The 22,421-nt window shown below is 38.2% G+C and carries 18 protein-coding genes; 17 read left to right on the top strand and 1 reads right to left on the bottom strand.

What is annotated here, in order from left to right:
• Nucleotides 1–646: 646 nt before the first annotated feature.
• The 17 genes from PHAL_RS0119495 to PHAL_RS0119410 all read left to right on the top strand — a co-directional run bounded on the left by PHAL_RS0119495 (nucleotide 647) and on the right by PHAL_RS0119410 (nucleotide 20,784).
• Entirely contained in the window at nucleotides 647–1,765 is a 1,119-nt protein-coding gene (locus PHAL_RS0119495; protein WP_016710120.1) for a polysaccharide export protein, read from the top strand.
• Nucleotides 1,766–1,773: 8 nt separating this feature from the next.
• The gene (locus PHAL_RS0119490; protein ID WP_016710119.1) at nucleotides 1,774–2,208 is read left to right on the top strand and encodes a low molecular weight protein-tyrosine-phosphatase; all 435 of its coding nucleotides are present in this window, start codon (nucleotides 1,774–1,776) and stop codon (nucleotides 2,206–2,208) included.
• A 14-nt stretch (nucleotides 2,209–2,222) separates the two neighbouring features.
• Nucleotides 2,223–4,469 carry a polysaccharide biosynthesis tyrosine autokinase gene (locus tag PHAL_RS0119485; protein ID WP_016710118.1) on the top strand — a complete coding sequence of 749 codons (2,247 nt, stop codon included), beginning with the start codon at nucleotides 2,223–2,225 and terminating at the stop codon, nucleotides 4,467–4,469.
• 3 nt (nucleotides 4,470–4,472) lie between these two features.
• On the top strand, nucleotides 4,473–5,891 hold the full coding sequence (locus PHAL_RS0119475; protein ID WP_080571555.1) for a lipopolysaccharide biosynthesis protein: 1,419 nt from the start codon (nucleotides 4,473–4,475) through the stop codon (nucleotides 5,889–5,891).
• A gap of 5 nt (nucleotides 5,892–5,896) precedes the next feature.
• Nucleotides 5,897–7,042 carry a hypothetical protein gene (locus PHAL_RS0119470; protein ID WP_016710115.1) on the top strand — a complete coding sequence of 382 codons (1,146 nt, stop codon included), beginning with the start codon at nucleotides 5,897–5,899 and terminating at the stop codon, nucleotides 7,040–7,042.
• Nucleotides 7,032–8,123: a hypothetical protein gene (locus PHAL_RS0119465; protein WP_016710114.1), complete on the top strand. Its 1,092-nt coding sequence runs from the start codon at nucleotides 7,032–7,034 to the stop codon at nucleotides 8,121–8,123. Before PHAL_RS0119470 ends, PHAL_RS0119465 begins: the two co-directional genes overlap by 11 nt.
• A 6-nt stretch (nucleotides 8,124–8,129) precedes the next feature.
• Nucleotides 8,130–9,377, top strand: a complete 1,248-nt coding sequence (locus PHAL_RS0119460) for a hypothetical protein (protein ID WP_016710113.1) — start codon at nucleotides 8,130–8,132, stop codon at nucleotides 9,375–9,377.
• Nucleotides 9,367–10,230, top strand: a complete 864-nt coding sequence (locus PHAL_RS23230; RefSeq protein ID WP_016710112.1) for a glycosyltransferase family 2 protein — start codon at nucleotides 9,367–9,369, stop codon at nucleotides 10,228–10,230. Before PHAL_RS0119460 ends, PHAL_RS23230 begins: the two co-directional genes overlap by 11 nt.
• Nucleotide 10,231: 1 nt before the next feature.
• Nucleotides 10,232–11,458 carry a glycosyltransferase family 4 protein gene (locus PHAL_RS0119450; protein ID WP_029216257.1) on the top strand — a complete coding sequence of 409 codons (1,227 nt, stop codon included), beginning with the start codon at nucleotides 10,232–10,234 and terminating at the stop codon, nucleotides 11,456–11,458.
• A complete protein-coding gene (locus PHAL_RS0119445) occupies nucleotides 11,451–12,050 on the top strand; it encodes a sugar transferase (protein WP_016710110.1) in 600 nt (199 codons plus the stop codon). The genes PHAL_RS0119450 and PHAL_RS0119445 overlap by 8 nt, the downstream gene beginning before the upstream one ends.
• The gene (locus PHAL_RS0119440; protein WP_016710109.1) at nucleotides 12,043–12,660 is read left to right on the top strand and encodes an acetyltransferase; all 618 of its coding nucleotides are present in this window, start codon (nucleotides 12,043–12,045) and stop codon (nucleotides 12,658–12,660) included. The genes PHAL_RS0119445 and PHAL_RS0119440 overlap by 8 nt, the downstream gene beginning before the upstream one ends.
• A gap of 39 nt (nucleotides 12,661–12,699) precedes the next feature.
• A complete protein-coding gene (locus tag PHAL_RS0119435; RefSeq protein ID WP_016710108.1) occupies nucleotides 12,700–13,875 on the top strand; it encodes a DegT/DnrJ/EryC1/StrS family aminotransferase in 1,176 nt (391 codons plus the stop codon).
• 150 nt (nucleotides 13,876–14,025) lie between these two features.
• Nucleotides 14,026–14,418, top strand: a complete 393-nt coding sequence (locus PHAL_RS0119430) for a four helix bundle protein (protein WP_016710107.1) — start codon at nucleotides 14,026–14,028, stop codon at nucleotides 14,416–14,418.
• Nucleotides 14,419–14,659: 241 nt separating this feature from the next.
• A complete protein-coding gene (locus tag PHAL_RS0119425; protein ID WP_016710106.1) occupies nucleotides 14,660–16,615 on the top strand; it encodes a nucleoside-diphosphate sugar epimerase/dehydratase in 1,956 nt (651 codons plus the stop codon).
• A 1,279-nt stretch (nucleotides 16,616–17,894) separates the two neighbouring features.
• On the top strand, nucleotides 17,895–19,061 hold the full coding sequence (locus tag PHAL_RS0119420; protein WP_016710105.1) for a nucleotide sugar dehydrogenase: 1,167 nt from the start codon (nucleotides 17,895–17,897) through the stop codon (nucleotides 19,059–19,061).
• A 314-nt stretch (nucleotides 19,062–19,375) separates the two neighbouring features.
• Nucleotides 19,376–20,287, top strand: a complete 912-nt coding sequence (galU, locus tag PHAL_RS0119415) for a UTP--glucose-1-phosphate uridylyltransferase GalU (RefSeq protein WP_016710104.1) — start codon at nucleotides 19,376–19,378, stop codon at nucleotides 20,285–20,287.
• A gap of 152 nt (nucleotides 20,288–20,439) precedes the next feature.
• Nucleotides 20,440–20,784, top strand: coding sequence for a four helix bundle protein (locus tag PHAL_RS0119410; protein WP_029216255.1), 345 nt, complete (start codon nucleotides 20,440–20,442; stop codon nucleotides 20,782–20,784).
• 249 nt (nucleotides 20,785–21,033) lie between these two features.
• Here PHAL_RS0119410 and PHAL_RS0119405 read toward each other — a convergent pair whose 3' ends face one another.
• Entirely contained in the window at nucleotides 21,034–22,419 is a 1,386-nt protein-coding gene (locus PHAL_RS0119405; protein WP_016710102.1) for an MBL fold metallo-hydrolase RNA specificity domain-containing protein, read from the bottom strand.
• Between the last annotated feature and the right edge of the window lie 2 nt (nucleotides 22,420–22,421).

Here is a 22,421-nt window from a genome sequence, read left to right as displayed (position 1 = left end):
ATCTTTAATTTTAAAACTGATTAACCTAGAACCTAAAAATTTGAGCTTAATTTATCAGAACGTAGGAACTGTAACCTAGGGGCGGAAGCGTGCCTAAAGGGATAGGTTCTAGGTAAGTGACTAGGGGCTAGGTGTTTTGGCTTTTGTGGGAACAGGCTTTAGCCGTGATTGTTTTTGGTTATGTGTTAAAGCTCATCGGCGCTAAAGCGCTCTCCTACAACCATTAAAGGTTAGGAGCTAGGATTCGTAGCCAGAAACTCGTTACCCGCAGCCCGTGGCTTTTCTCATACACTTCTCTTTGTGCAAATGGTTCTTAAATGACTTATTCACAAAAGGTTAAGACGCGCCGCGCTTAAATGGGAAAATGTTTGGCAAGTAAATAAAAACAATCAAGAATGCTTGATAATAAAAGCCCGAAGCCCGAAGCCCGAAGCCCGAAGCCCGAAGCCCGAAGCCCGAAGCCCGAAGCCCGAAGCCCGAAACTTTAACCAAGATTACAAAAAAGTTAACCGCTTGCACACTAAACGTGCAGCCAACCTTGCGAAGCAAGGGTAGCCATGCTTTAATTAGCCAGCAAAAAAATAACAGCAATTTATTTAAAATAAGCTGAAAGTTTTAGAATTTAATATTATTTTGGGAATAAACAATGGCGCTAAGCTGTAAAACACTTGTAGCATCACTCACGTTGCTAACAATGACAGGTTGTACAATCATCCCCGGTAGCCATTTCGAAGGAATCGAATCGGGTGAACAAACAAAAAACCTTGAACAAGACCTTGAAAAAGTAAACATTCAAATTATTGATTCATCTTTGATTTATCAGCAAAAGCAAGCACGTAAAAAAGTTAAGCCACCTTCAAGCCTTGAAGGTTTAGACACCCAAAATTACGAATACATACTCGGCGTAGGTGACGTACTCACCATTGGCGTATGGGATCACCCAGAGCTAACAATACCCGCCGCAGTACAACGTACCGCAGAGTTTGATGGTTTTCGTGTACAAGCCGACGGTACAATTACCTATGCCTATGCACCAAATATTCAAGCCGCGGGTAAAACCGTACAACAAGTTCATGCTGAACTCGTAAAACGCCTAAGTCGAGTGATTGAAGACCCTCAGGTTGATGTAAAAGTGGTAGGTTTTAGAAGTCAAAAAGCATATGTAACCGGTGAGGTTCAACAACCTGGTGTACTACCTGTTACAGAAATTCCACTGACTTTAATTGATGCTTTAAATAAAGCAGGTGGCTTAACAGCAGCTGCCGACTGGCGCACCGTAACATTTACCCGTGGCGATAAAACCGAAATTATCAAACTAGATGACTTTTATGCTCATGGTGATATTTCGCAAAACCGTTTACTACAACACGGTGATATAGTGCATGTAAATCGTAATGACCTACAAAATGTATTTGTACTAGGTGATGTTAAAAAAGCAGGCTCTGTGGGGATTAACCGCTATGGCCTAAATCTAGCCGAAGCACTGAGCAACTCGGGTGGCTTAAACGAAAACACCGCCGATGCAAATGGCGTATTTGTACTGCGTAAGCGCAACCTTGAAACCGACGGTGTGATTGCTGATGTATACCAATTACACGCAAAAAATGTGGCAGCCCTGGTATTGGCAGAGCAGTTTGAATTACAACCGCACGATATAGTGTATGTAACCTCAGCACCACTTGCCCGTTGGAACCGTGTAATAAGCTTACTATTACCGTCTATCGCAACGGTTGATTCAATTGATGATCTAGCTGCAACAAACTAAGGATTACGATGTTTGATTCTATCTTAGTGGTGTGTGCGGGCAACATTTGCCGCAGCCCAACAGCAGAATACGTATTAAAAAGTAAATTGGCAGGTAAAAGTATTAAAGTGTCTTCAGCGGGTTTAACCGCGCTTGAAGGTAAACCTGCTGATGCTACAGCAAAGCAAATAGCAGCGGTGCATGGTATAACTATGGACGAGCACCAAGGTAGGCAGTTAACCGCAAGCCTAGTGGCACAAAATAGTGTGATTTTAGTTATGGAACACCGCCATTTAACCGATTTGTGTAGCCGTTACCCAGAGGCTCGCGGCAAAACGTTTTTACTAGGTAAATGGTTAGGTGATAAAGAAGTTCCCGATCCATACCGGCAAAGCCTTGAAGCGTTTCAACACGTTTATGCATTAATCGACAGCGCCTGTAGCGCTTGGCAAAAGTATTTATAAGGATAGGCTAGTACATGAATGCTCAGCCCACTGCATTAGCAGCAAACAAACAAAACAGACAAGACACACAAGCAAGCCAAGAAATAGATTTAATGGCGCTATTAGGCGCATTAATTGACCGCAAATATTTTATTATTGCATTAACCGCCGTATTTATGGCGATTGGTGTGGTCTATGCGGTGTTTTCGACCCCTATATACCAAGCGACTGCGATGATCCAAGTGGAAGAAAGCGGTGGCTCAGTACCTGGTTTTGACGACATGGCAGGCATGTTTGAAAGTACCTCCGCCGCAGTAACAGAGATCGAACTACTCAAATCTCGCTCAGTGATTGGTGAAGCAGTGGATACGTTGCAACTTGATATAGTGGCAGAGCCTAAGTTATTCCCATTTATTGGTAGCCGGGCGTTTCGTAAATTTACCCCAATGAACGAGGGTGAATTAGCAGAGCCAAGCTTTGGCGCAAGCTCTTATGCGTGGGGCGGTGAGAGTATTAATGTATTTAGGTTTGATGTACCCCGTTCGGCGATTGGTTTAGGTTTTACCTTAGTAGCGCAAGAAAATAATAGCATTGCGTTATTAAATGGCGAAGGCGAACAAATATTAGCGGGTAAAGTAGGGCAAGAGCTGACTAACGGTAAATTTAACCTAACTGTACGTAGTTTAAATGCCCGCGCAGGCACTGAGTTTACAATCTTACGTAAAGATCGCTTAAATACTATTTTAGATTTACAAGCCGCTATTGGCGCAAGTGAAAAGGGTAAAGACTCTGGCATTATTAATTTAAGCCTACAAAGTGCAAAACCACACTACGCAGAAAAAGTGCTTGATAAAGTAGCGGCTATTTATGTACGCCGTAATGTAGAGCGTAACTCAGCAGAGGCGCAAAAATCATTAGAGTTTTTAGAAGTACAGCTACCTGAAATTAAAAAGCAGCTAGAGTTTGCCGAGCAGCGTTTTAACGATTACCAAATTCAGCGCCAGTCAATTAATATTTCCCTTGAAACCCAAGGTGTGCTTGAGCAAGTAGTAAAGCTTGAAACTAAACTGCAAGAGCTAGAACTAAAACGCCTTGAAATGAGCCGTAAGTTTAAAAAAGACCACCCGAGTTACCAAGGCTTAGTTGAGCAAATTAGCGCGGTTAACGAGCAGAAAAAAGAACTAGTTGGCGAAGTAGGTAACCTACCAGAGACCCAGCAAGAGCTACTGCGCTTAAAGCGTGATGTAGAGGTAAGTAACCAAATTTACACGCTATTACTGAGCAAAACTCAAGAGCTTGATATTGTGCGTGCCGGTACAGTGGGTAACGTACGAGTGATTGACCACGCAGAGGTTAATACCTCAAAACCGGTTAAACCTAAAAAAGCACTGATTGTAGTAATGGCCACTATGCTAGGCGGCATGCTAGCAGTGGCAATTGTGCTAGTGCAAAAAGCTATGCACAAAGGGGTAGAAGACCCTAACGAAATTGAAGCAATTGGCCTACCTGTTTACGCTAGCGTACCGTATTCAGACTACCAAGATAAACTCACCGGCTTTAGTAAAGCGCTAAAAAATAAAACCAATAAGCCTAAATCAATTTTGGCTTTAGATAACCCAGCAGATTTATCGGTTGAGGCTTTGCGCAGCTTACGTACCAGCCTACATTTTGCGATGATGGAAGCTAAAAATAACCTGATTGCTATATCTGGCCCAAGCCCAGGTGTAGGTAAATCGTTTATCTCAGTTAACCTTGCAATAGTGCTGGCGCAAAGCGGTAAAAAGGTACTGATCATCGATGCCGATATGCGTAAAGGTTACCTACAAACCCAATTCGGCATTAAGTGGGACGATGGCTTAAGCGACTATTTATCAGGGCGTTTAGATCTTGCGCAAGTTACTAAACCAACTCAGGTTGAAGGCCTAAATGTAATTACCCGCGGGCAAATACCGCCAAACCCATCAGAGCTATTAATGCACAGCAACTTTAGCAAACTGGTAGCAGAGGTAAGCGCAGCGTACGATATTGTAATTGTAGATACGCCACCTATTTTAGCAGTAACTGATCCGGCAATTGTCAGCGCCCACACCGGCACTACATTGTTAGTAACGCGTTTTGGCGAAAACCATATTAAAGAAATAGAACTAACCCGTAACCGCTTTGAGCAAAACGGCACCGACGTTAAAGGCGTGGTATTCAACGGCGTAGTTAAAAAAGCCAGCAATGCATATGGTTATTATGGTTACTACAACTACGAATATAAATCAAATGAAAAGTCCTAACCTTTGAATAACAAAAAAATAATCACTTTTGCTCTGGGGCCACTATTATCTGGTGTTTTAAGTGTATTTTCACTGCCTTTAATGGCGTGGGCATTTTCAAAAGAGGACATTGGTAGAGTTGCCTTGTTAAGTGTCTTCTTAAATTTGTCTTTTTTAACATTAGCGTTAGGATTAGATCAATCTTTTCTTAGGTTTTATAATGAAATAGAAGATAAGAAAAAGCTACTTTGTAATGCTTTATTTCCTGGAATAATACTATTTAGTATAACCGCACTCTTATTATTAAACAGTAGTACATTATCTAAGTGGATTTTTGATCTAGAAAATACAACGTATACAAATTTGATTCTACTTTGTATTTTCTGCCATTTGTTATCAAGAATATCATCTTCTATTTTACGAATGAATGAAGAGGCCGCTCTTTTTTCTATTACGCAATCAATACAAAAAATAATTTTAATTATAGGTATTATAATATTACTGAATAAATATAATACTGGTAGCATAGATTTTTATTTTTTAATTTATTTAGTATCTATTTCTTGGTTAGTATTGCTATTAGTGCATCTATTACTTAATTGGCGTTTGTTTATTTGTGTATTTAATAAATGTATAAATTTAATTGATTTTTCTCTTTTATCTAAATTATTTAAGTATAGTTTTCCACTAGCTTTGAATGGTCTTTTATTCTGGGGATTAACTGCTTTAGATAAAATTAGCTTAAAATACTTATCTTCATTATCAGATGTTGGCTTGTATTCAATAGCAACTAGTTTAGCTTTTGCTGGCTTTATTTTGAAGTCTATGTTTAGTAGTATTTGGGTACCTTTGGTATATAAATGGCATTCACAACACATTGATGTGAAAGGTAATATAAATGAGATGGCTAATTATATTACCCTTTTTATAGTACTCGTTTTTTCTTGTGTCGGTATGTTTAGTTGGACTATTGATTTTTTCCTTCCTCCTGGGTACGAAAATATAAAATTATTTTTAGCTGCTTGTTTAGGGTATCCTCTTTTATATATGCTTTCAGAAATAACTTCTATAGGCATAAATTTAACAAAAAGAACTGTATTGAGTTTCATTCCAACATTAATAGCGTTAGCTATGAATCTATTGGGGAATTTTTTTCTCATTCCAATTTATGGTGCGGCCGGAGCGGCTGTAAGTACATTGATATCTTTCTTTTTCTTCTTACTTATACGAACTGAGATATCTTGTTTTGTGTGGGAGAAAATAGAAAGAAGAAAAGTATATGTGCTGTTATTGTTATGTATTTTAATTACTACTCTTACAGCATTTAAAGTCATTACTATAAGTTTTTCAATACTTATCTGGCTAATTATTTTTATTATTATATCGATAGTCCATAAAAATAGTTTTATCGAATTATTTCATAGACTTAAAAATAGGGAGTAGTTGTTGTGAGTAAAAAAGTTCTTTTCTATGGACAGGCTACGGGAGGAAATGCTCTTATTTGGTTTGAGCTGTTTAATAATATGGTAGAAGCTAATGACCCTATTTCAATTGAAATGCTAGCTAGGACAGAGTGCACATTAACGCATGACTTTAAAGTATATAAAGCATACGGTAGTAAATCATCAAAAGGTTTTTTTACTCGATTGAAAAAAGCATTAGCTAGTAAATTTACTTTACCTTTGTATTTGGAGTATTTAAAAAATTATACTAAATATGACTTACTTGTTTTACAAGGTAACTATACTCCGGAGAATAATTTAAAAGTTTTAAATAAAATAAATTATAATACTAGCTTGCTAAATATCTATGGTAGTGACTTCATTAGCAAATGGCCTAAAGTAAAAAATAATACGAAGTTGAGAAGTGCTTACTGTGAAGTGTTGGATAAAGTAGATTTTATAGTCTTCAACTGGTATTCAACATTTGAGTTGTTTTTGAAAGAATTTCCTGAGTTTTCGGGTAAACTAAAGCTATTTCCTTGGGGGATCCAAGACCAATGGTGGGATATCCCACAATGTAAAATAGAAAAAGATCAATTAAACTTCTTATCAACTCGAGCATTACATGCATACAATAACGTGGATAAAGTTGTTGAATCTTTTTGTATAGCATTTCCATCACCGAGCAAAAATATGTTGAAGGTTATATCGGCATATGGTCATGATGAAAGAGTATATGAGAATATTATTAATAGCATTAAAAAGTATTCAATGGAGGATAGGGTTACTATTGAAATAGATAAGTGGTATGAAGGAAGAGAATTAATGGCTCTCTATGATAATGCTGATTATAATTTATGCTTTGGAAATTACGATCAATTAACAGTTAGTATAACCTATGCAATATCACGAGGGGTTACAAATATATTGTCTCCAATTGACAGTTATAAGTATTTATATAACTTCGGTATAAAGTCACCTATTATTTGTGATGCTATTTCGATAGATTCTTTAGTAAAAGCATTTTCTGATGTCGATACTAATAATATTGAAAATACTCATTTAGATAGTGACTTCATTTTTGCAAAAAAAACATTCAACCATAGAAATACCCTGGATAACTATTTAGGTTTAATTAAAAATGAAAGTTAGTATAATTGATATATTCGAAATGGCTTATAATAGAATTAATGGCGAATTGACTAATATAAAACCTGGTCATAATGGACCATATATGGATCCAGAAACATTATGTAGAAACTATAGTCATTGGTTAATTATAGCAATGACGCTATATCGTGAAACAAACAATGAAAATTATTATTTATTTGCTCAGAAAATTATAAGTGAGCTCAAAGGCTGCCTATTCAGACCTATGGCTGCATCCTTTCATTGTCGTAGCAATCCAAACAAAGATTTTTCTAATGGCCTTATGGGACAAGCCTGGGTCATGGAAGCGCTTTTATTTTCTTATGAGATATTAGAAGATAAGAGCTTATTACAGCTTGCTGAAGAAATATATTTTAAGCATTTTTTTGATAAAAAAAGAGGGATTTGGAGGATTTTGAATGTTGATGGAAGCTACTCTGACTTCGATAAAACATTTAATCACCAATTATGGTTTGCCGCAATAGCTTCTCAGATACCCAGAGATTCAATAAAAGATGATATTAAATTATTTTTTAATAATGTTATTAGAAATATAGAGGTTTATTCGGATGGTGTTATCTATCATAAGTCTAGTATTTTTAAATTTAGTATCGAATCGAAACTTGGGGTATTATCGTTAGTTAACTTCCTTATAGACTCTTTTTTTAATATGAAAAGTAAGAGTGGCTTGTATTCTAAATCGGTTGGTTATCATTCGTTCAATCTATATGCTTTTAGTATTTTACAGGATAGCTTCCTTGATGACTCTTTTTTTACAAGTGAAAAATTTAAAAAAATAGGAAATGTTATTTTTTCAAAAGAATATCAAAAGACACTTCAAAAATCGAAGTATTCATTTCAGTATAATCCACCTGGTTATGAAGAAGCTGTTTTTCTTTCTAGACAACCAACAGTAAAAGATAACTATGATTCAGTATTAAATACAATTCAAAGAAACTTTAATATTACCGGAAAATATAATATTAAAGGTGTGCATGATGAGCATACTAGTTTTGCTAGGCTATATGAATTAGCAAGATTAAGTATAGATCTTAATCGAAAGTTTATCACAGTAGATGAGTGATAAACTATGAATTATAGTTCTGGTAATACTTATAAAAGAGATTTGATTAGTAAACTTTTTTTCTTGCTCATATTTTTCTTCCCATTATTGCCAACTTATTTAATTAATTCTCAAATACATATTAATATATTGGTTTTTACTCTTTCTTTAATATATTTAGCTTTCTTTTCTTTTGGTGAATATAATTGGCTGAAAAAAATAGTTGTTTTATACTATTTTTCTTTACAGTTTATAATAACTTTTTCTTTGCTTGAGGATGCCTCTGGAGATGACTTCAGTTTTTTAAGCTTTTTATCTTATCTTAGACCAACAATGTTATTAATAATTACACTAGCAGCATGTCGGATGCTAGATAAATCAGATTTTTATAAAGGGAAACTAATTTTCTTTATTGCATTGATTTCTCTTCTTTATGTTTTAATAGAGTTGTTTTTAACTAGTTTTTTTAGCGATTTTATATTCTTTCTATATAAAAGAGACTTTAGGTTTGAGCTAATTCATAGTGGTGTTGCTTTTTTTGGTACTACATATTACTCAGGTTATTCATTTTTAATTCTCTTTTATCTTAGTATAGTTAATTATGAGTTATATAATAAAAATAAAATTGGTGTTTTTTGTATAATATCTTTTTTTGCGCTTGTTTTACTGGCTCAAAGTAAAACAATTTTTCTAGCTGTTTTTATATCTTTGTTTGTATATTTTATTTTTAAGGTAAAAAATGCTTTTTTTAAAATACTTCTCTTTTTAACTCCTCTGTTTTTAGTCGTTATGCTATATCTATATATGGAACTCATTGTAAGTTTTTTATTTTCAACAGATTTAACTTCTTTGAAGTCGTTAGCAACTCTAATGAATGGTGCTGAAGAGTCTGGTAGTTTAAATGTTAGAAATGAACAGATAATGTTTTCATTTAATATGGCAATGGAAAAGAATTTAGTTTTTGGCGCTGGATTGGGTCGACAGGAAAGTTTAGAGTCTCTTCCAGCGGCTTACCTTTTCAGATATGGTTTGATAGGACTCACTTTATTCTTGTTGCTAACTATATTTATTATTTTTTATTCATTAAAATCATTGTTTTTATATTCTGAATATAAAGTTAAAGTTTACTCGTTAATAGTTTTTATGTGGGGAATAACACTTCCTTTAACTCAGTTAAGTGGTGTTATGATTGAGCAATCAAAAATGTCCTTTTTATCAGCAATTATGTTAGGTGTTTTAGTGAAAATAAGTTCAGGAAAAAAGAATGAAAATTAAAGTTTCTATTATTATCCCATATTATAAATCTAAGAAATCTCTTTTGAAACTGGTAAAAAGCATTCCTGAAGTTGAAGGGATTGAGATAATTATTATTGACGATCACTCTTACGATATTGATATAAAAGATATTAGACATCCTTGTGTTCAGCTATTAAGACAACAAAAAGGTAAAAAATGGGCTGGTGCTGCTCGCAATTTAGGGATGTCTATTTCAAAAGGTGAGTATCTTCTTTTTGCAGATGCAGATGATTATTTTTTACCAAATGCTTTTAACGTCATTTTGACTTGTTGTGCTAAAAATTACGATATTGTTTATTTCACTCCAACAAGTATAAAAGATAATGGGGAGAAATCAAAACGACATACCTCTTATAAAGAGTTAGTCGACGCTTATATAGAAAAGCAAGATGTTAGCATTAAATATCGTTACCACGTCCCGTGGAGTAAATTAATAAAGAAATCATTAGTTGTGGATAATAATATTACTTTTGATGAAGTGATTGCATCAAATGACGTTAATTTTTCACTTAAGTCATCTTTTTATGCGAAAAATATAATTGCACTTAAAGATGAAATTTACTGTGTTGTAGAGAGTGATTCAAGTTTAACGAAGTTAACAACTTTGGAAGTCAGTAATTCTCGATTTAACGCTATTTCAAGATATAACGATTTTTTAATTTCCCATGAAGATAGTAATTTAGCTGCTATGTCTGGACACATATGGAACGCTAGGAAATTTGGTATGAAACTTTTGCTTTCTCGTTTATTTTATAGCCTTAAAAAAGGTTATAAAATATTTTATGATTTTCAGCATATCATAAAAGTTATAAAAAGGGAGTTTAAAAATTAAATTGAAAATACTCTATTTACACCAATATTTTGCCACACCTGAATCTAATGCGGGGACACGTTCCTATGAAATGGCGAAACGGTTTGTTAAAAATGGTCATAATGTTACATTTGTAACTAGCTCTGCCTATTTTTCAGATAATTACAATTTACGAAATGGTTGGAACTTAATTGAAATTGATGGCATCAAGTTACATGTATTACATCTTGATTACTCAAATAAAGATAGTTTTGTAAAGCGAATTTTGAAGTTTATAAACTTTTCAATTAGGTCTACTTTAAAGTCGCTTTCGATCAAAGCTGATGTTGTTTTTGCTACTAGCACACCCTTAACCATCGCAATTCCAGGGTTAATTTATTCTAAACTGAAAAAAGTTCCCCTAGTGTTTGAGGTACGTGACCTTTGGCCTGAGTTACCTGTAGCAACGGGTGTTATAAAAAATAAGTGGATTATTAAAATTGCTACTTGGTTAGAAAAATACACTTACAAGAACTCTAAGCGTCTTATTGGTTTATCGCCAGGTATGTGCGATGGTATCACAAGGCATGGTATTCCAGCAGAGCATGTCACTTTAGCTACTAATAGTTGTGATACTGATTTATTTGATGTTGATAAAAGTGTTGGTCGTAATTATTTAAACACTAAACTATGTTTTGTTAATGGCCGTAAATTGATTACCTACACAGGTACTTTTGGTTTAATTAATAAAGTGGGCTATATTGTTGATTTAGCTAAAGCTGCACAGAAGCTTGACCCTAATTTATGCTTTGTGGCTATTGGTGATGGTATGGAAAAACAGCAAGTGATTGCTGATGCAGAAAAAGCTGGGGTTTTAAATAATAATCTTTATATACTACCACCAGTTCCCAAAACTGAAATTGTCGACTTGTTATCTGCGGCTGATTTATCGTTATCTTTATTTGGCCCAGTAAAGGAGATGTGGCATAACTCTGCTAACAAGCTGTTTGACGCTTTGGCATCACAAACCCCAATTGCAATTAATTACTCGGGGTGGCAAAAAGAGTTTATTGATGAGCATAATTGTGGTTTAGTTTTAGATGGCAGCGATTACGAAAAGGCATCTGCAAGTATTTCTCGGTTTTTAAACTCACAAAGTGAGTACAATAAAGCCGTTCAAAGTTGCAAACTGCTTTCGTATGAGTACTTCTCAAGAGATATTATGGCTGCACGGATAGAGAAAACTTTAATGGAAGCTATTAATGATTAAACGTTTTTTTGATTTAATAATTGCTCTGAGTGTGCTATTGGTCATATCCCCTATTCTTGTATGTATAGGATTTTTAATATTTTTCCAGCAAGGAATTCCCATTATATTTACCCAAGATCGTCCAGGCTTGAATGGTAAAGTATTTAAAATGATGAAGTTTAGAACCATGCTTGACTGTAAAGATAAACAGGGTAATTTACTGCCAGATAGTGAACGTATGACTAAATTTGGCTTATTTTTGCGCTCTACTAGTTTAGATGAATTGCCCGGTTTATTTAACGTATTAAAAGGAGATATGAGCTTAGTAGGGCCAAGGCCACTGCTTGTGCAATATTTACCGCTTTATAGTGCTGAGCAAGCACGCCGCCATAATGTACGCCCAGGCATTACCGGTTGGGCGCAAGTAAATGGCCGTAATGCAATTAGTTGGGAACAAAAATTTAAGTTCGATGTATGGTATGTTGACAACCAAAGCTTGTTGCTGGATTTTAAAATACTGTTACTCACAGTAAAAAAAGTGTTTGTTCGTGAAGGGATCAGCGCTGACGGGCATGTAACGATTGAGCCATTTAAGGGCTCTAATAATGACTAAACAGTTAGCGATTGTTGGCGCTAGCGGGCACGGTAAGGTTATTGCCGATATTGCCGAGCAATTGGGCTTTACTGTTAAGTTTTATGATGACGCTTACCCAACTAAAACCCACATTGAGCATTGGCCAATACAGGGTACCTGCGCTGATTTAATTGCCTTACATACTATGCCAATCGATGTTGTTGTTGCTATTGGCAATAACGAAATTCGCCAGCAAAAAATACAGTTATTACAACAAAATAGTTTTAACCTCATAACGTTAATTCATCCCACTGCAGTGATAAGTAAATACGCAGTAATAGCGCAGGGCACTGTAGTTTTTGCCGGTGCTATTATTAATGCATTTGCTAAAGTTGGGCAGGGTTGTATTATCAACACCTCAGCAGTTGTTGAGCACGACTGTACTATTGGTGATTTTACCCATATTTGCCCTAATGTTGCTTTAGCGGGCGGCGTTATTGTTGGCAGTAAAAGCTGGGTTGGTATTGGCAGCCAAGTGAGGCAGTTAATCGCTATTGGCGATAATTGCTTGATTGGTGCTGGTAGCACCGTTGTAAAAAATATACCTAATAACGTTACTGCATTTGGCTCTCCTGCAGTACCAAAATAAATTAAACACTAATTTCTATATCGAACTAATAGGAACATCATGTTAAATACCCCATTTTCTCCTTGGCCTAGCTTTACTCAGCAAGAGGCTGATGCTGTAAGCCGCGTAGTTTTATCAAACAAAGTTAATTATTGGACAGGCACTGAAGGCCGCGAATTTGAAAAAGAATTTGCCACTTGGGCTGATAGCGAATACGCAATAGCGCTTGGTAACGGTACGCTTGCATTGGATGTTGCGCTTAAAGCGCTAAATGTAGGTGCCGGAGATGAGGTTATCACTACACCTCGTACTTTTTTAGCATCTGCCTCAAGTATTGTTACAGCCGGCGCAGCGCCGGTATTTGCTGATGTTGACCTAAACAGTCAAGCCATTACTGCTGAATCTATTAAAGCGGTACTTACACCAAAAACTAAAGCGGTCATTGTTGTGCATTTAGCGGGTATGCCAGCTGAAATGGACGAAATAATGGCGCTGAGTAAACAGCATGGCTTTTATGTAATTGAAGACTGCGCTCAAGCCCATGGCGCTAAATATAAAGGTAAGTCTGTTGGTAGTATAGGCCATGTTGGCGCGTGGAGTTTTTGCCAAGACAAAATTATGACCACCGGCGGCGAAGGCGGCATGGTAACCACTAACTCAAAAGAGTTATGGTCATTTATGTGGAGCTATAAAGACCACGGTAAAAGCTTTGATGCAATTTATAACCGTGAACACCCACCAGGGTTTAGATGGTTACACGAAAGCTTTGGTACTAACTGGCGGATGACCGAAATACAAGCTGTACTTGGCCGCATACAATTAACCCGCATGACTGAGTGGACTGCAAAACGCCAAGCGTATGGCGCCGAGCTTGATAAAGCCGCAAGTGCTTTTGATTGTATCCGTTTAGTTGAGGTTCCTGAATACAGTGAACACGCTGAATATAAACATTATATGTTTATTAAACCTGAACACTTAGCCGAAGGTTGGGATCGCGATCGTATTGTGAATACCATAGTAGAGCGCGGCGTACCGTGTTTTCAAGGTAGCTGCTCAGAAGTGTATTTAGAAAAAGCTTTTGACAACACGCCATGGCGCCCAAAGACTCGCCTACCAAATGCAGTTGAGCTTGGCGAAACGTCTATTATGTTTTTAGTACACCCAACGTTAACTGAAGATGAAATAGCCAAAACAACCCAAGTAATGAAAGAAGTGTTTGAGTTGGCGAGTAAGTGATAGGTTACTAGGTGCTAGGGAAGGGCTAAGTTTCGAGCCGTCAGCCGTCAGCCGTCAGCCGTCAGCCGTCAGCCGTCAGATCACAGAGATTATTTGCTTTTTAAATGTTTTGTACCTATAAGGTTTTAAAACACTTTAAAAGAGTAACCAATGAATTTCGAAAAGTTAGAAGTATGGAAACGTGCCGCACGATTGAGTGCTGATGTATATAAAAAGACATCATACCTTAAAGATTTTGGTTTTAGGGATCAATTAACACGCTCCAGCCTATCAGTGCCTAGTAATATAGCGGAGGGGATGACTCGTGAAAGTAATAAAGAGCGGCTTAGATTTTTAGATATATCTAGATCTTCTTTAGCGGAAGCTAGAACACAGATTTATATTGGTATAGACATTAGTTATATAGATAAAAATATCGGCGCCCAGTGGATAAATGAAACCATTGAGTTATCAAAAATGTTGACAGCCCTAAAGTCAAAAATAAAATTCGTCAGCCGTCAGCCGTCAGCCGTCAGCCTAAGACAAATTCGTCTTGACACCTGATAGCTGATAGCTGATAGCTGATAGCTGATAGCTGATAGCTGATAGCTGATAGCTGATAGCTGATAGCTCCTAGCTCCTAGCTCCTATATTTCCATCCAAATCAATAACTAATGATTATGTATTGGTTTGTGGTGATTTTTTTCGTTTAGAGCTATAATTAATGAAATTTTAACAATTATAGGGCTACAGTATTAGCTCTTTAATTTTTTAACTGATAATGTACAAGAAAAGGGAACTTGTTGTGGATAGTTTCATCCAATCTATTTTGAATGCCTCGCGTGCGAAAAAACGCGTGATTACTTTATTTATTGATTCACTTTTTATCGCTGCGGCATTTTGGCTTGCACTTATTGTGCGTTTAGATAGCCTCGCGCCTTTCAGTGAACTCGGTAATTGGCTACTGCTAGCTATATTAATTCCTACCGGTTTAATCGCGTTTATTAATTTAGGCTTATACCGCGCTGTACTTAGGTACATGAATGCTCAAGCGTTATGGGCTATTGTGCTAGGTACGGTTATAACGACAGTTAGCTTAGTGTTACTGTCGTTTTTTGTGGGTATTACTATTCCGCGTACTATGCCATTTATTTTTGCGTGGTTGTGCTTACTTACAGTAGGCGGCTCACGTATTTTAGTACGCGCCATGATCGGCAAAATGGCTACCGCGAATAAAGAGTCAGTGATTATTTATGGTGCTGGTTCAGCCGGTAGGCAGCTTGCCACCGCCCTTGGTGCAGGTCCTGAATATTATGTACGCGCTTTTATTGATGACGATGAAACCAAGCAAGGCTCGATCATTCAAGGCATTCCGGTAATTTGCTTTAAAGATATTTACGAGCTTATTAATAAAGGCAAAGCCACTAAAGTGCTACTTGCATTACCAAGCGCTAGCCGCGCACGCCGTAAAGAAGTACTCGCTCAACTAGAGCCTCTCACGATTAAGGTTTTATCTATCCCTGGTATGGCTGATGTGGTTGAAGGTAAAGCGCAGCTGTCTGAGTTTAGAGAAGTCGAAATTGAAGATTTACTAGGCCGCGACCCTGTAACACCTAAACCTGAGCTGATGGCTGCTAATATTACTGGCAAAGTGGTTATGGTAACGGGAGCCGGTGGCTCTATTGGGTCAGAGCTGTGTAGGCAAATAGTTAGGCAAAAACCTAAAAAACTGGTGTTGTTTGAAATATCTGAGTTTGGTTTATACTCAATCGAAAAAGAGCTTAACGAATACGTTACTCATAACCAGTTAGAGTTAGAACTAATACCTATTATGGGCTCGGTGCAACGTATTAACCGTATCGAAACCGTAATGATGGCATTTAAAGTACAAACGGTTTATCACGCTGCGGCTTATAAACACGTGCCTCTAGTTGAGCATAATGTGGTTGAAGGTGTACGTAATAATGTGTTTGGTACTTACTATGCAGCTAAAGCTGCGGTAAATGCTAAGGTTGAGACCTTTGTATTAATATCTACCGATAAAGCTGTACGCCCTACCAATGTTATGGGCGCAACCAAGCGCATGGCTGAGCTGGTGCTGCAAGGTTTAGCGCAAACTAAGGGCAAAGAGCATCGCACCCGTTTTTGTATGGTACGTTTTGGTAATGTACTTGGTTCGTCTGGCTCTGTTGTACCATTATTCCGTCGTCAAATTAAAGAAGGTGGCCCAATTACGCTGACCCATCAAGATATCACCCGCTTTTTTATGACCATACCAGAAGCTGCGCAGTTGGTAATTCAAGCAGGCTCTATGGGTAAAGGGGGCGATGTATTTGTGCTCGATATGGGCGACTCGGTAAAAATTAAAGATTTAGCCAGTAAGATGATTCGCTTGTCGGGCTTTGAAGTGAAAGACGAAAATAACCCACATGGTGATATTGAAATTTTATGCACCGGCCTGCGCCCAGGTGAAAAGCTATATGAAGAGCTATTAATTGGCGATAACGTAGGCGAAACACCGCACGAACGCATTATGACCGCCAGTGAAGCAATGCTGCCACTGCCTGAGTTAAAAGTATTTTTAGAAGCGTTTGATATCGCTTGCCATAATTTTGACCATGAAATGATCCGCCAATTGTTGCTCGATGCCCCAACAGGGTTTAATCCAACCGATGGTATTTGTGATTTAGTATGGAATGCTAAAAAAAGCGCGCAACTTGGAAACCCCCCTCAAACGAAAGTGGTTAATTTGAAGGGGTAAAGAAATAGCCGTGGTTTACTCTCTTCTCTTTGTGCAAATGGTTTTTAAGTGATTTATTCACAAAGAGGTAAAGAGGCGCTGCGCTGAAGAGGTTAGAGGTTAGAGGTTAAAAGGTGCTAGGTGCTAGGTGTTTTCGTAGCTCGAAACTCGAAACTCGTGGCTTTTCTCATTTTGTTCTCATTCACTTCTCTTTGTGCAAATGGTTTTTAAGTGATTTATTCACAAAGAGGTAAAGAGGCGCTGCGCTGAAGAGGTTAGAGGTTAGAGGTTAGAGGTTAGAGGTTAGAGGTTAGAAGTTAGAAGTTAGAGGTTAGAGGTTAGAGGTTAGAGGTTAGAGGTTAGAGGTTAGAGGTTAGAGGTTAGAGGTTAGAGGTTAGAGGTTAGAGGTTAGAGGTTAGAGGTTAGAGGTTAGAGGTTAGAGGTTAGAGGTTAGAGGTTAGAGGTTAGAGGTTAGAGGTTAGAGGTTAGAGGTTAGAGGTTAGAGGTTAGAGGTTAGAGGTTAGAGGTTAGAGGTTAGAGGTTAGAGGTTAGAGGTTAGAGGTTAGAGGTTAGAGGTTAGAGGTTAGAGGTTAGAGGTTAGAGGTTAGAGGTTAGAGGTTAGAGGTTAGAGGTTAGAGGTTAGAGGTTAGAGGTTAGAGGTTAGAGGTTAGAGGTTAGAGGTTAGAGGTTAGAGGTTAGAGGTTAGAGGTTAGAGGTTAGAGGTTAGAGGTTAGAGGTTAGAGGTTAGAGGTTAGAGGTTAGAGGTTAGAGGTTAGAGGTTAGAGGTTAGAGGTTAGAGGTTAGAGGTTAGAGGTTAGAGGTTAGAGGTTAGAGGTTAGAGGTTAGAGGTTAGAGGTTAGAGGTTAGAGGTTAGAGGTTAGAGGTTAGAGGTTAGAGGTTGGGTGTCTTGGCTCTTGTGGGAACAGGCTTTAGCCGTGATTGTTTTTGGTTATGTGTTAAAGCTCATCGGCGCTAAAGCGCTCTCCTACAACCATTAAAGACTAGGAGCTAGGATTCATAGCTCGAAACTCGTTACCCGCAGCCCGTGGCTTTTCTCTCTGTGCAGCGAAGCGCCTCGGTGGTAAAATTTTTTAGTGATTTATTCACAAAGAGGGTAAGAGGGCGCTGCGCTTTAGAGGTTAAAGGTTAAAGGTTAAAGGTTAAAGGAGTTAGGTGTTTTCATAGCTCGGAACTCGTTATCCGCAGCACGTCTCCGGCAGCCCGTATTTTAATAGCTTTAGTGCTAAGCGGAATAAGCTTAAGCTTGGAAGCAAAATTTAAGATGTTTAAGGAATTTAAAATGAAAATTGCAGTTGTTGGTACAGGCTATGTGGGCTTGTCTAATGCGATGTTACTTGCGCAACATAATAAAGTAGTTGCACTTGATATTGATGAAAAAAAAGTCGCACTTTTAAAAGATAAGCAATCACCGATTGTTGATGTTGAAATTAGTGATTTTTTACAAAATAAGCAGTTAAATTTTACCGCTACCACTAACAAAGAGTCTGCACTTGTTGGTGCTGAATTTGTTATTATCGCCACGCCGACGGATTACGACCCGGAAACAAATTACTTTAATACCAACAGTGTTGAATCTGTAATTAAAGATGTATTAAAAATTAACCCTGCAGCCACTATGGTGATAAAGTCGACGGTACCAGTTGGCTATACCCAATCAGTTAAAGCAAAGTTTGCGACTGATAACATTGTGTTCTCGCCGGAGTTTTTACGCGAAGGTAAAGCCCTTTACGATAACCTGCACCCATCACGTATTATTGTGGGTGAACAAAGTGAGCGCGCTAAAACGTTTGCTAATTTGTTAGCACAAGGCGCAGTAAAGCAAAATATTGAAATTTTATTTACTGACTCAACCGAAGCTGAGGCAATTAAGCTGTTCTCTAATACTTACTTGGCTATGCGTGTTGCCTACTTTAATGAGCTTGATAGCTATGCTGAAAGCCACGGTTTAAATGCAAAGCAGATTATTCAAGGGGTAGGGTTAGATCCTCGTATTGGTAATCATTATAATAACCCGTCATTTGGTTATGGGGGTTATTGTTTACCTAAAGACACTAAACAATTATTAGCAAACTATAAAGATGTGCCAAATAATATGATTGGCGCCATTGTTGATGCTAACACCACCCGTAAAGACTTTATTGCTAACTCAATAATTAAACGCAACCCTAAAGTGGTTGGCGTGTATCGCTTAGTAATGAAAACAGGTTCAGATAACTTTAGAGCCTCAGCTATTCAAGGCATTATGAAGCGTATTAAAGCGAAAGGCATTGAGGTAGTTGTTTATGAACCAGCATTACAAGAAGAAGCCTTTTTTAATTCACGAGTAATAAAAGATCTTAATGAGTTTAAACAACTTGCAGATGTTGTGGTATCAAACCGTATGGTTGAAGAGCTAAGTGATATTGCAGATAAAGTATATACCCGCGACTTGTTTGGTAGTGATTAGGCGCGCAGCGCCTAGTTGTAAGTAACAAGATTAAAGGTTAAAGAGATAGCTGCGAGTTTCGGGCTACGAGATGCGAGAAATAACAAGATTAAAGATTCTAGGGACGTGACTAGGGGCTAGGTGCAATTAGCCCGTTACCCGCAGCCCGTGGCTTTATCTTCCCTTTGTGCAACTAGTGTTTATAATCTTGCCGAAGCCCGAAGCCCGAAGCCCGAAGCCCGAAGCCCGAAGCCCGAAGTCATTCACTTCCTATAAAGCTTCACGTTGTTAACTTAAATTGAATTAAATAAAATATTTTAAATAAAGGACTAACCATGAAAGCTGTTATCCCTGTTGCTGGCCTTGGTACGCGTATGCTGCCAATGACTAAAGCGATTCCAAAAGAAATGCTACCTTTGGTAGATAAACCACTCATTCAATATATTGTTAATGAATGCGTTGCCGCGGGTATTAAAGACATTGTGCTTGTTACACATAGCTCTAAAAATGCCATCGAGAATCATTTTGATACCAGCTTTGAGCTTGAAGCAACACTCGAAAAACGTGTAAAACGTACGCTACTTGATGAAGTGCGTTCAATTTGCCCTGTTGATGTAACTATTATGAGTGTTCGCCAAGGTGAAGCAAAAGGCCTAGGACATGCTATTTTGTGCGCCAAGCCAATTATTGGTGATGATGATTTTGTAGTTTTACTGCCAGACGTAATATTAGACGCTTACACCGCAGACCAAAAAACTGAAAACTTGGCTGCAATGATCAAACGTTTTAATGACGTTAAAGCAAGCCAAATTATGCTTGAGCCAGTGCCTGAACAAGATGTTAGCAAATATGGTATTGCTGATATTGATGGCGCGGTGATTAGTGCAGGTGAAAGCGCGAAAATTAAAACTATGGTTGAAAAACCAAAAGTGGCAGATGCGCCATCAAACTTGGCGGTTGTTGGCCGTTATGTACTATCAAAAACTATTTGGCAATTACTCAGCAAAACGCCTGTGGGTGCTGGTGGTGAAATTCAATTAACAGATGCGATAGACATGTTGATGAAAATTGAAACGGTTGAAGCATTTCACATGAGTGGCCGCGCCCATGATTGCGGCGACAAACTAGGTTATTTAAAAGCGATTGTGGAATACAGCATGCGCGACGAAAACCTAGGAACAGACTTTACAAGCTTTGTAACTGAATTAGTTAACCCTAAAAAAGCAAGCCACCTAAAAGCAGTTTAAGTGTAACAGGCTACGAGTTTCGTGCTTCGAGCTACGGCTACGATATAATCGTAGCTTAGGCTCGGGTGCTGTATGCTACACTCTTCAATTAAATCATAGGTGCATAATTATTTGGTCGTTTTTGCAAGGAAGTAACAACACTAGGGTATGTGATGAAATATGAAAGTTTAGATGTATGGAAGAAATCTTTTTCATTAAGTTTATTGATATATCGTGTTTTTAATGATTTACGAGATTTTGGCCTTAAAGATCAAATGTGCCGCAGTGCTGTTTCTGTACCAAGTAATATAGCAGAGGGATATGAACGCTATTCCGATAAAGAAAGAACCTACTTTCTTTCTGTGGCAAAAGGCTCTGTAGGAGAATTAAAAACACAACTTATGATTGCTTTTGAACTCGGTTATATTAATCATGAGCAAGCAGAGTTTGCATTAAATGAGTGCGAAGTAATTGGAAAGATGCTTGGGAAATTGATTTATGTAATCAAAAGCTCATGAGACCCTCACAACTTCCACTAACCTTATAATAAAATCCAAAGGCTAGGCTAAGTTGTTTGCCCGCAACCCGAAGCTCGTAACCCGAAACCCGCAACCCGAAACCCGAAACCCGAAACCCGAAACCCGAAACCCGTAACCCGAAACCCGCAACCCGAAACCCGAAACCCGAAACCCGAAACCCGAAACCCGAAACCCGAAACCCGAAACCCGCAACCCGAAGCCCGTAACTCGTAGCCCGCAACCCGTAACTCAAAGCCCGTCACTTAACTGTGCTATTTCAATTTCAGTCCCTTCTCCTAGGATCTCTTTATATTTCTGTGCTAGTGCCTGTTTGGCATTATCGTCACCGTGAACAATTTTTATTAATGTTGGTTTTTTGCGCATGCCGGTTACGAATTTAATTAAACCATTTTGATCTGCGTGGGCGCTGTAGCCGCTGATAGTGTGTATTGCTGCGTTAATGGTGATCTTGCGATCGTTTATATGAACATAACCATTACTTGGGCCGTAGGTTTGAATGTCGCGGCCAAGCGTACCGCGGCCTTGGTAACCTACAAAAATGACATCGGTGGTTTTATCGGGCAAAAAGCGCTCTAAATAATTGACGATTCGACCGCCGGTGCACATGCCGCTGGCGGCAATAATAATGGCTGGTTGTTTGCGGTTACTTAAATAATTAATAACGGCGATATGCTCTTTATGGCTGTCAATGGTATGTAGTTGTGCAAAGTTTAATGGATGACGCCCCTTGGCTAGGCGCTTTTTGGCTTCATCATCCCATAATGTTTTGAAATTACGGTATTCAACAGTAAAGTTAGCCGCCATGGGAGAGTCAACTATCACCTCTAAATTGCGCCAAGGTGAGTTTTTAGCAGCGCTATGAATTATTTGCTCTAGTTCATATAGCAGCTCTTGGGTACGGCCAATGCTAAAAGCGGGTACTAACACAACGCCGTTGTCGGCCACGGCTTTTTCAATGACTGTTTTTAGAGTTTGTGTACGTTCTTTTCGGCCTTGATGGTTTTTATCACCATAGGTTGATTCGATCACTAATGTGTCTGCTTTATAAGGTGCTTTTGGTGACGGCAACAATGGAGTGTGTGGGGCGCCTAAATCTCCAGAGAAAACAACTCGGTGTGTGTTTGGCTTGCTTCCTATATCAATCTCAACATAAGCTGAGCCTAAAATATGCCCCGCGCGTTGTAAGCGGGCTTTTGCGGTTGGCTCGTTGTGGTTACTGGGTAAATAAAACCAGTTATTAAATGCGACAGCGGTTATGCGCTTATTGAGTAGGCTTAAACAGGCGTTGATAATTTTTTGATCCCGCGTTACACCAACTTTAAGTGCATCTTCAATTACTAAGGGTAATAAACTGGCCGATGCTTGTGAGGTAAAAATAGGGCCTGCAAAACCAGCAGCGAATAAATAAGGAATGCGGCCAACATGATCAATATGGCAATGTGTAACAATAAGCGCTGTAATTGTTGATATATCAAAGTCGATAGCCAAACTTGGCCCTGAATCCTCACCTTGAAATAACCCGCAGTCAATCAATACCGCTGAGTGTTGCTCGTAGTCTAGCTGGTGGCAAGAGCCTGTAACTCCGTTCACCGCTCCATGGTGGATAATTTTCATCG

This window comes from Pseudoalteromonas haloplanktis ATCC 14393, assembly GCF_000238355.1.
GTDB classification, from domain to species: Bacteria; Pseudomonadota; Gammaproteobacteria; order Enterobacterales; family Alteromonadaceae; genus Pseudoalteromonas; species Pseudoalteromonas haloplanktis.
This window is presented reverse-complemented; position numbering and strand designations above follow the sequence as displayed.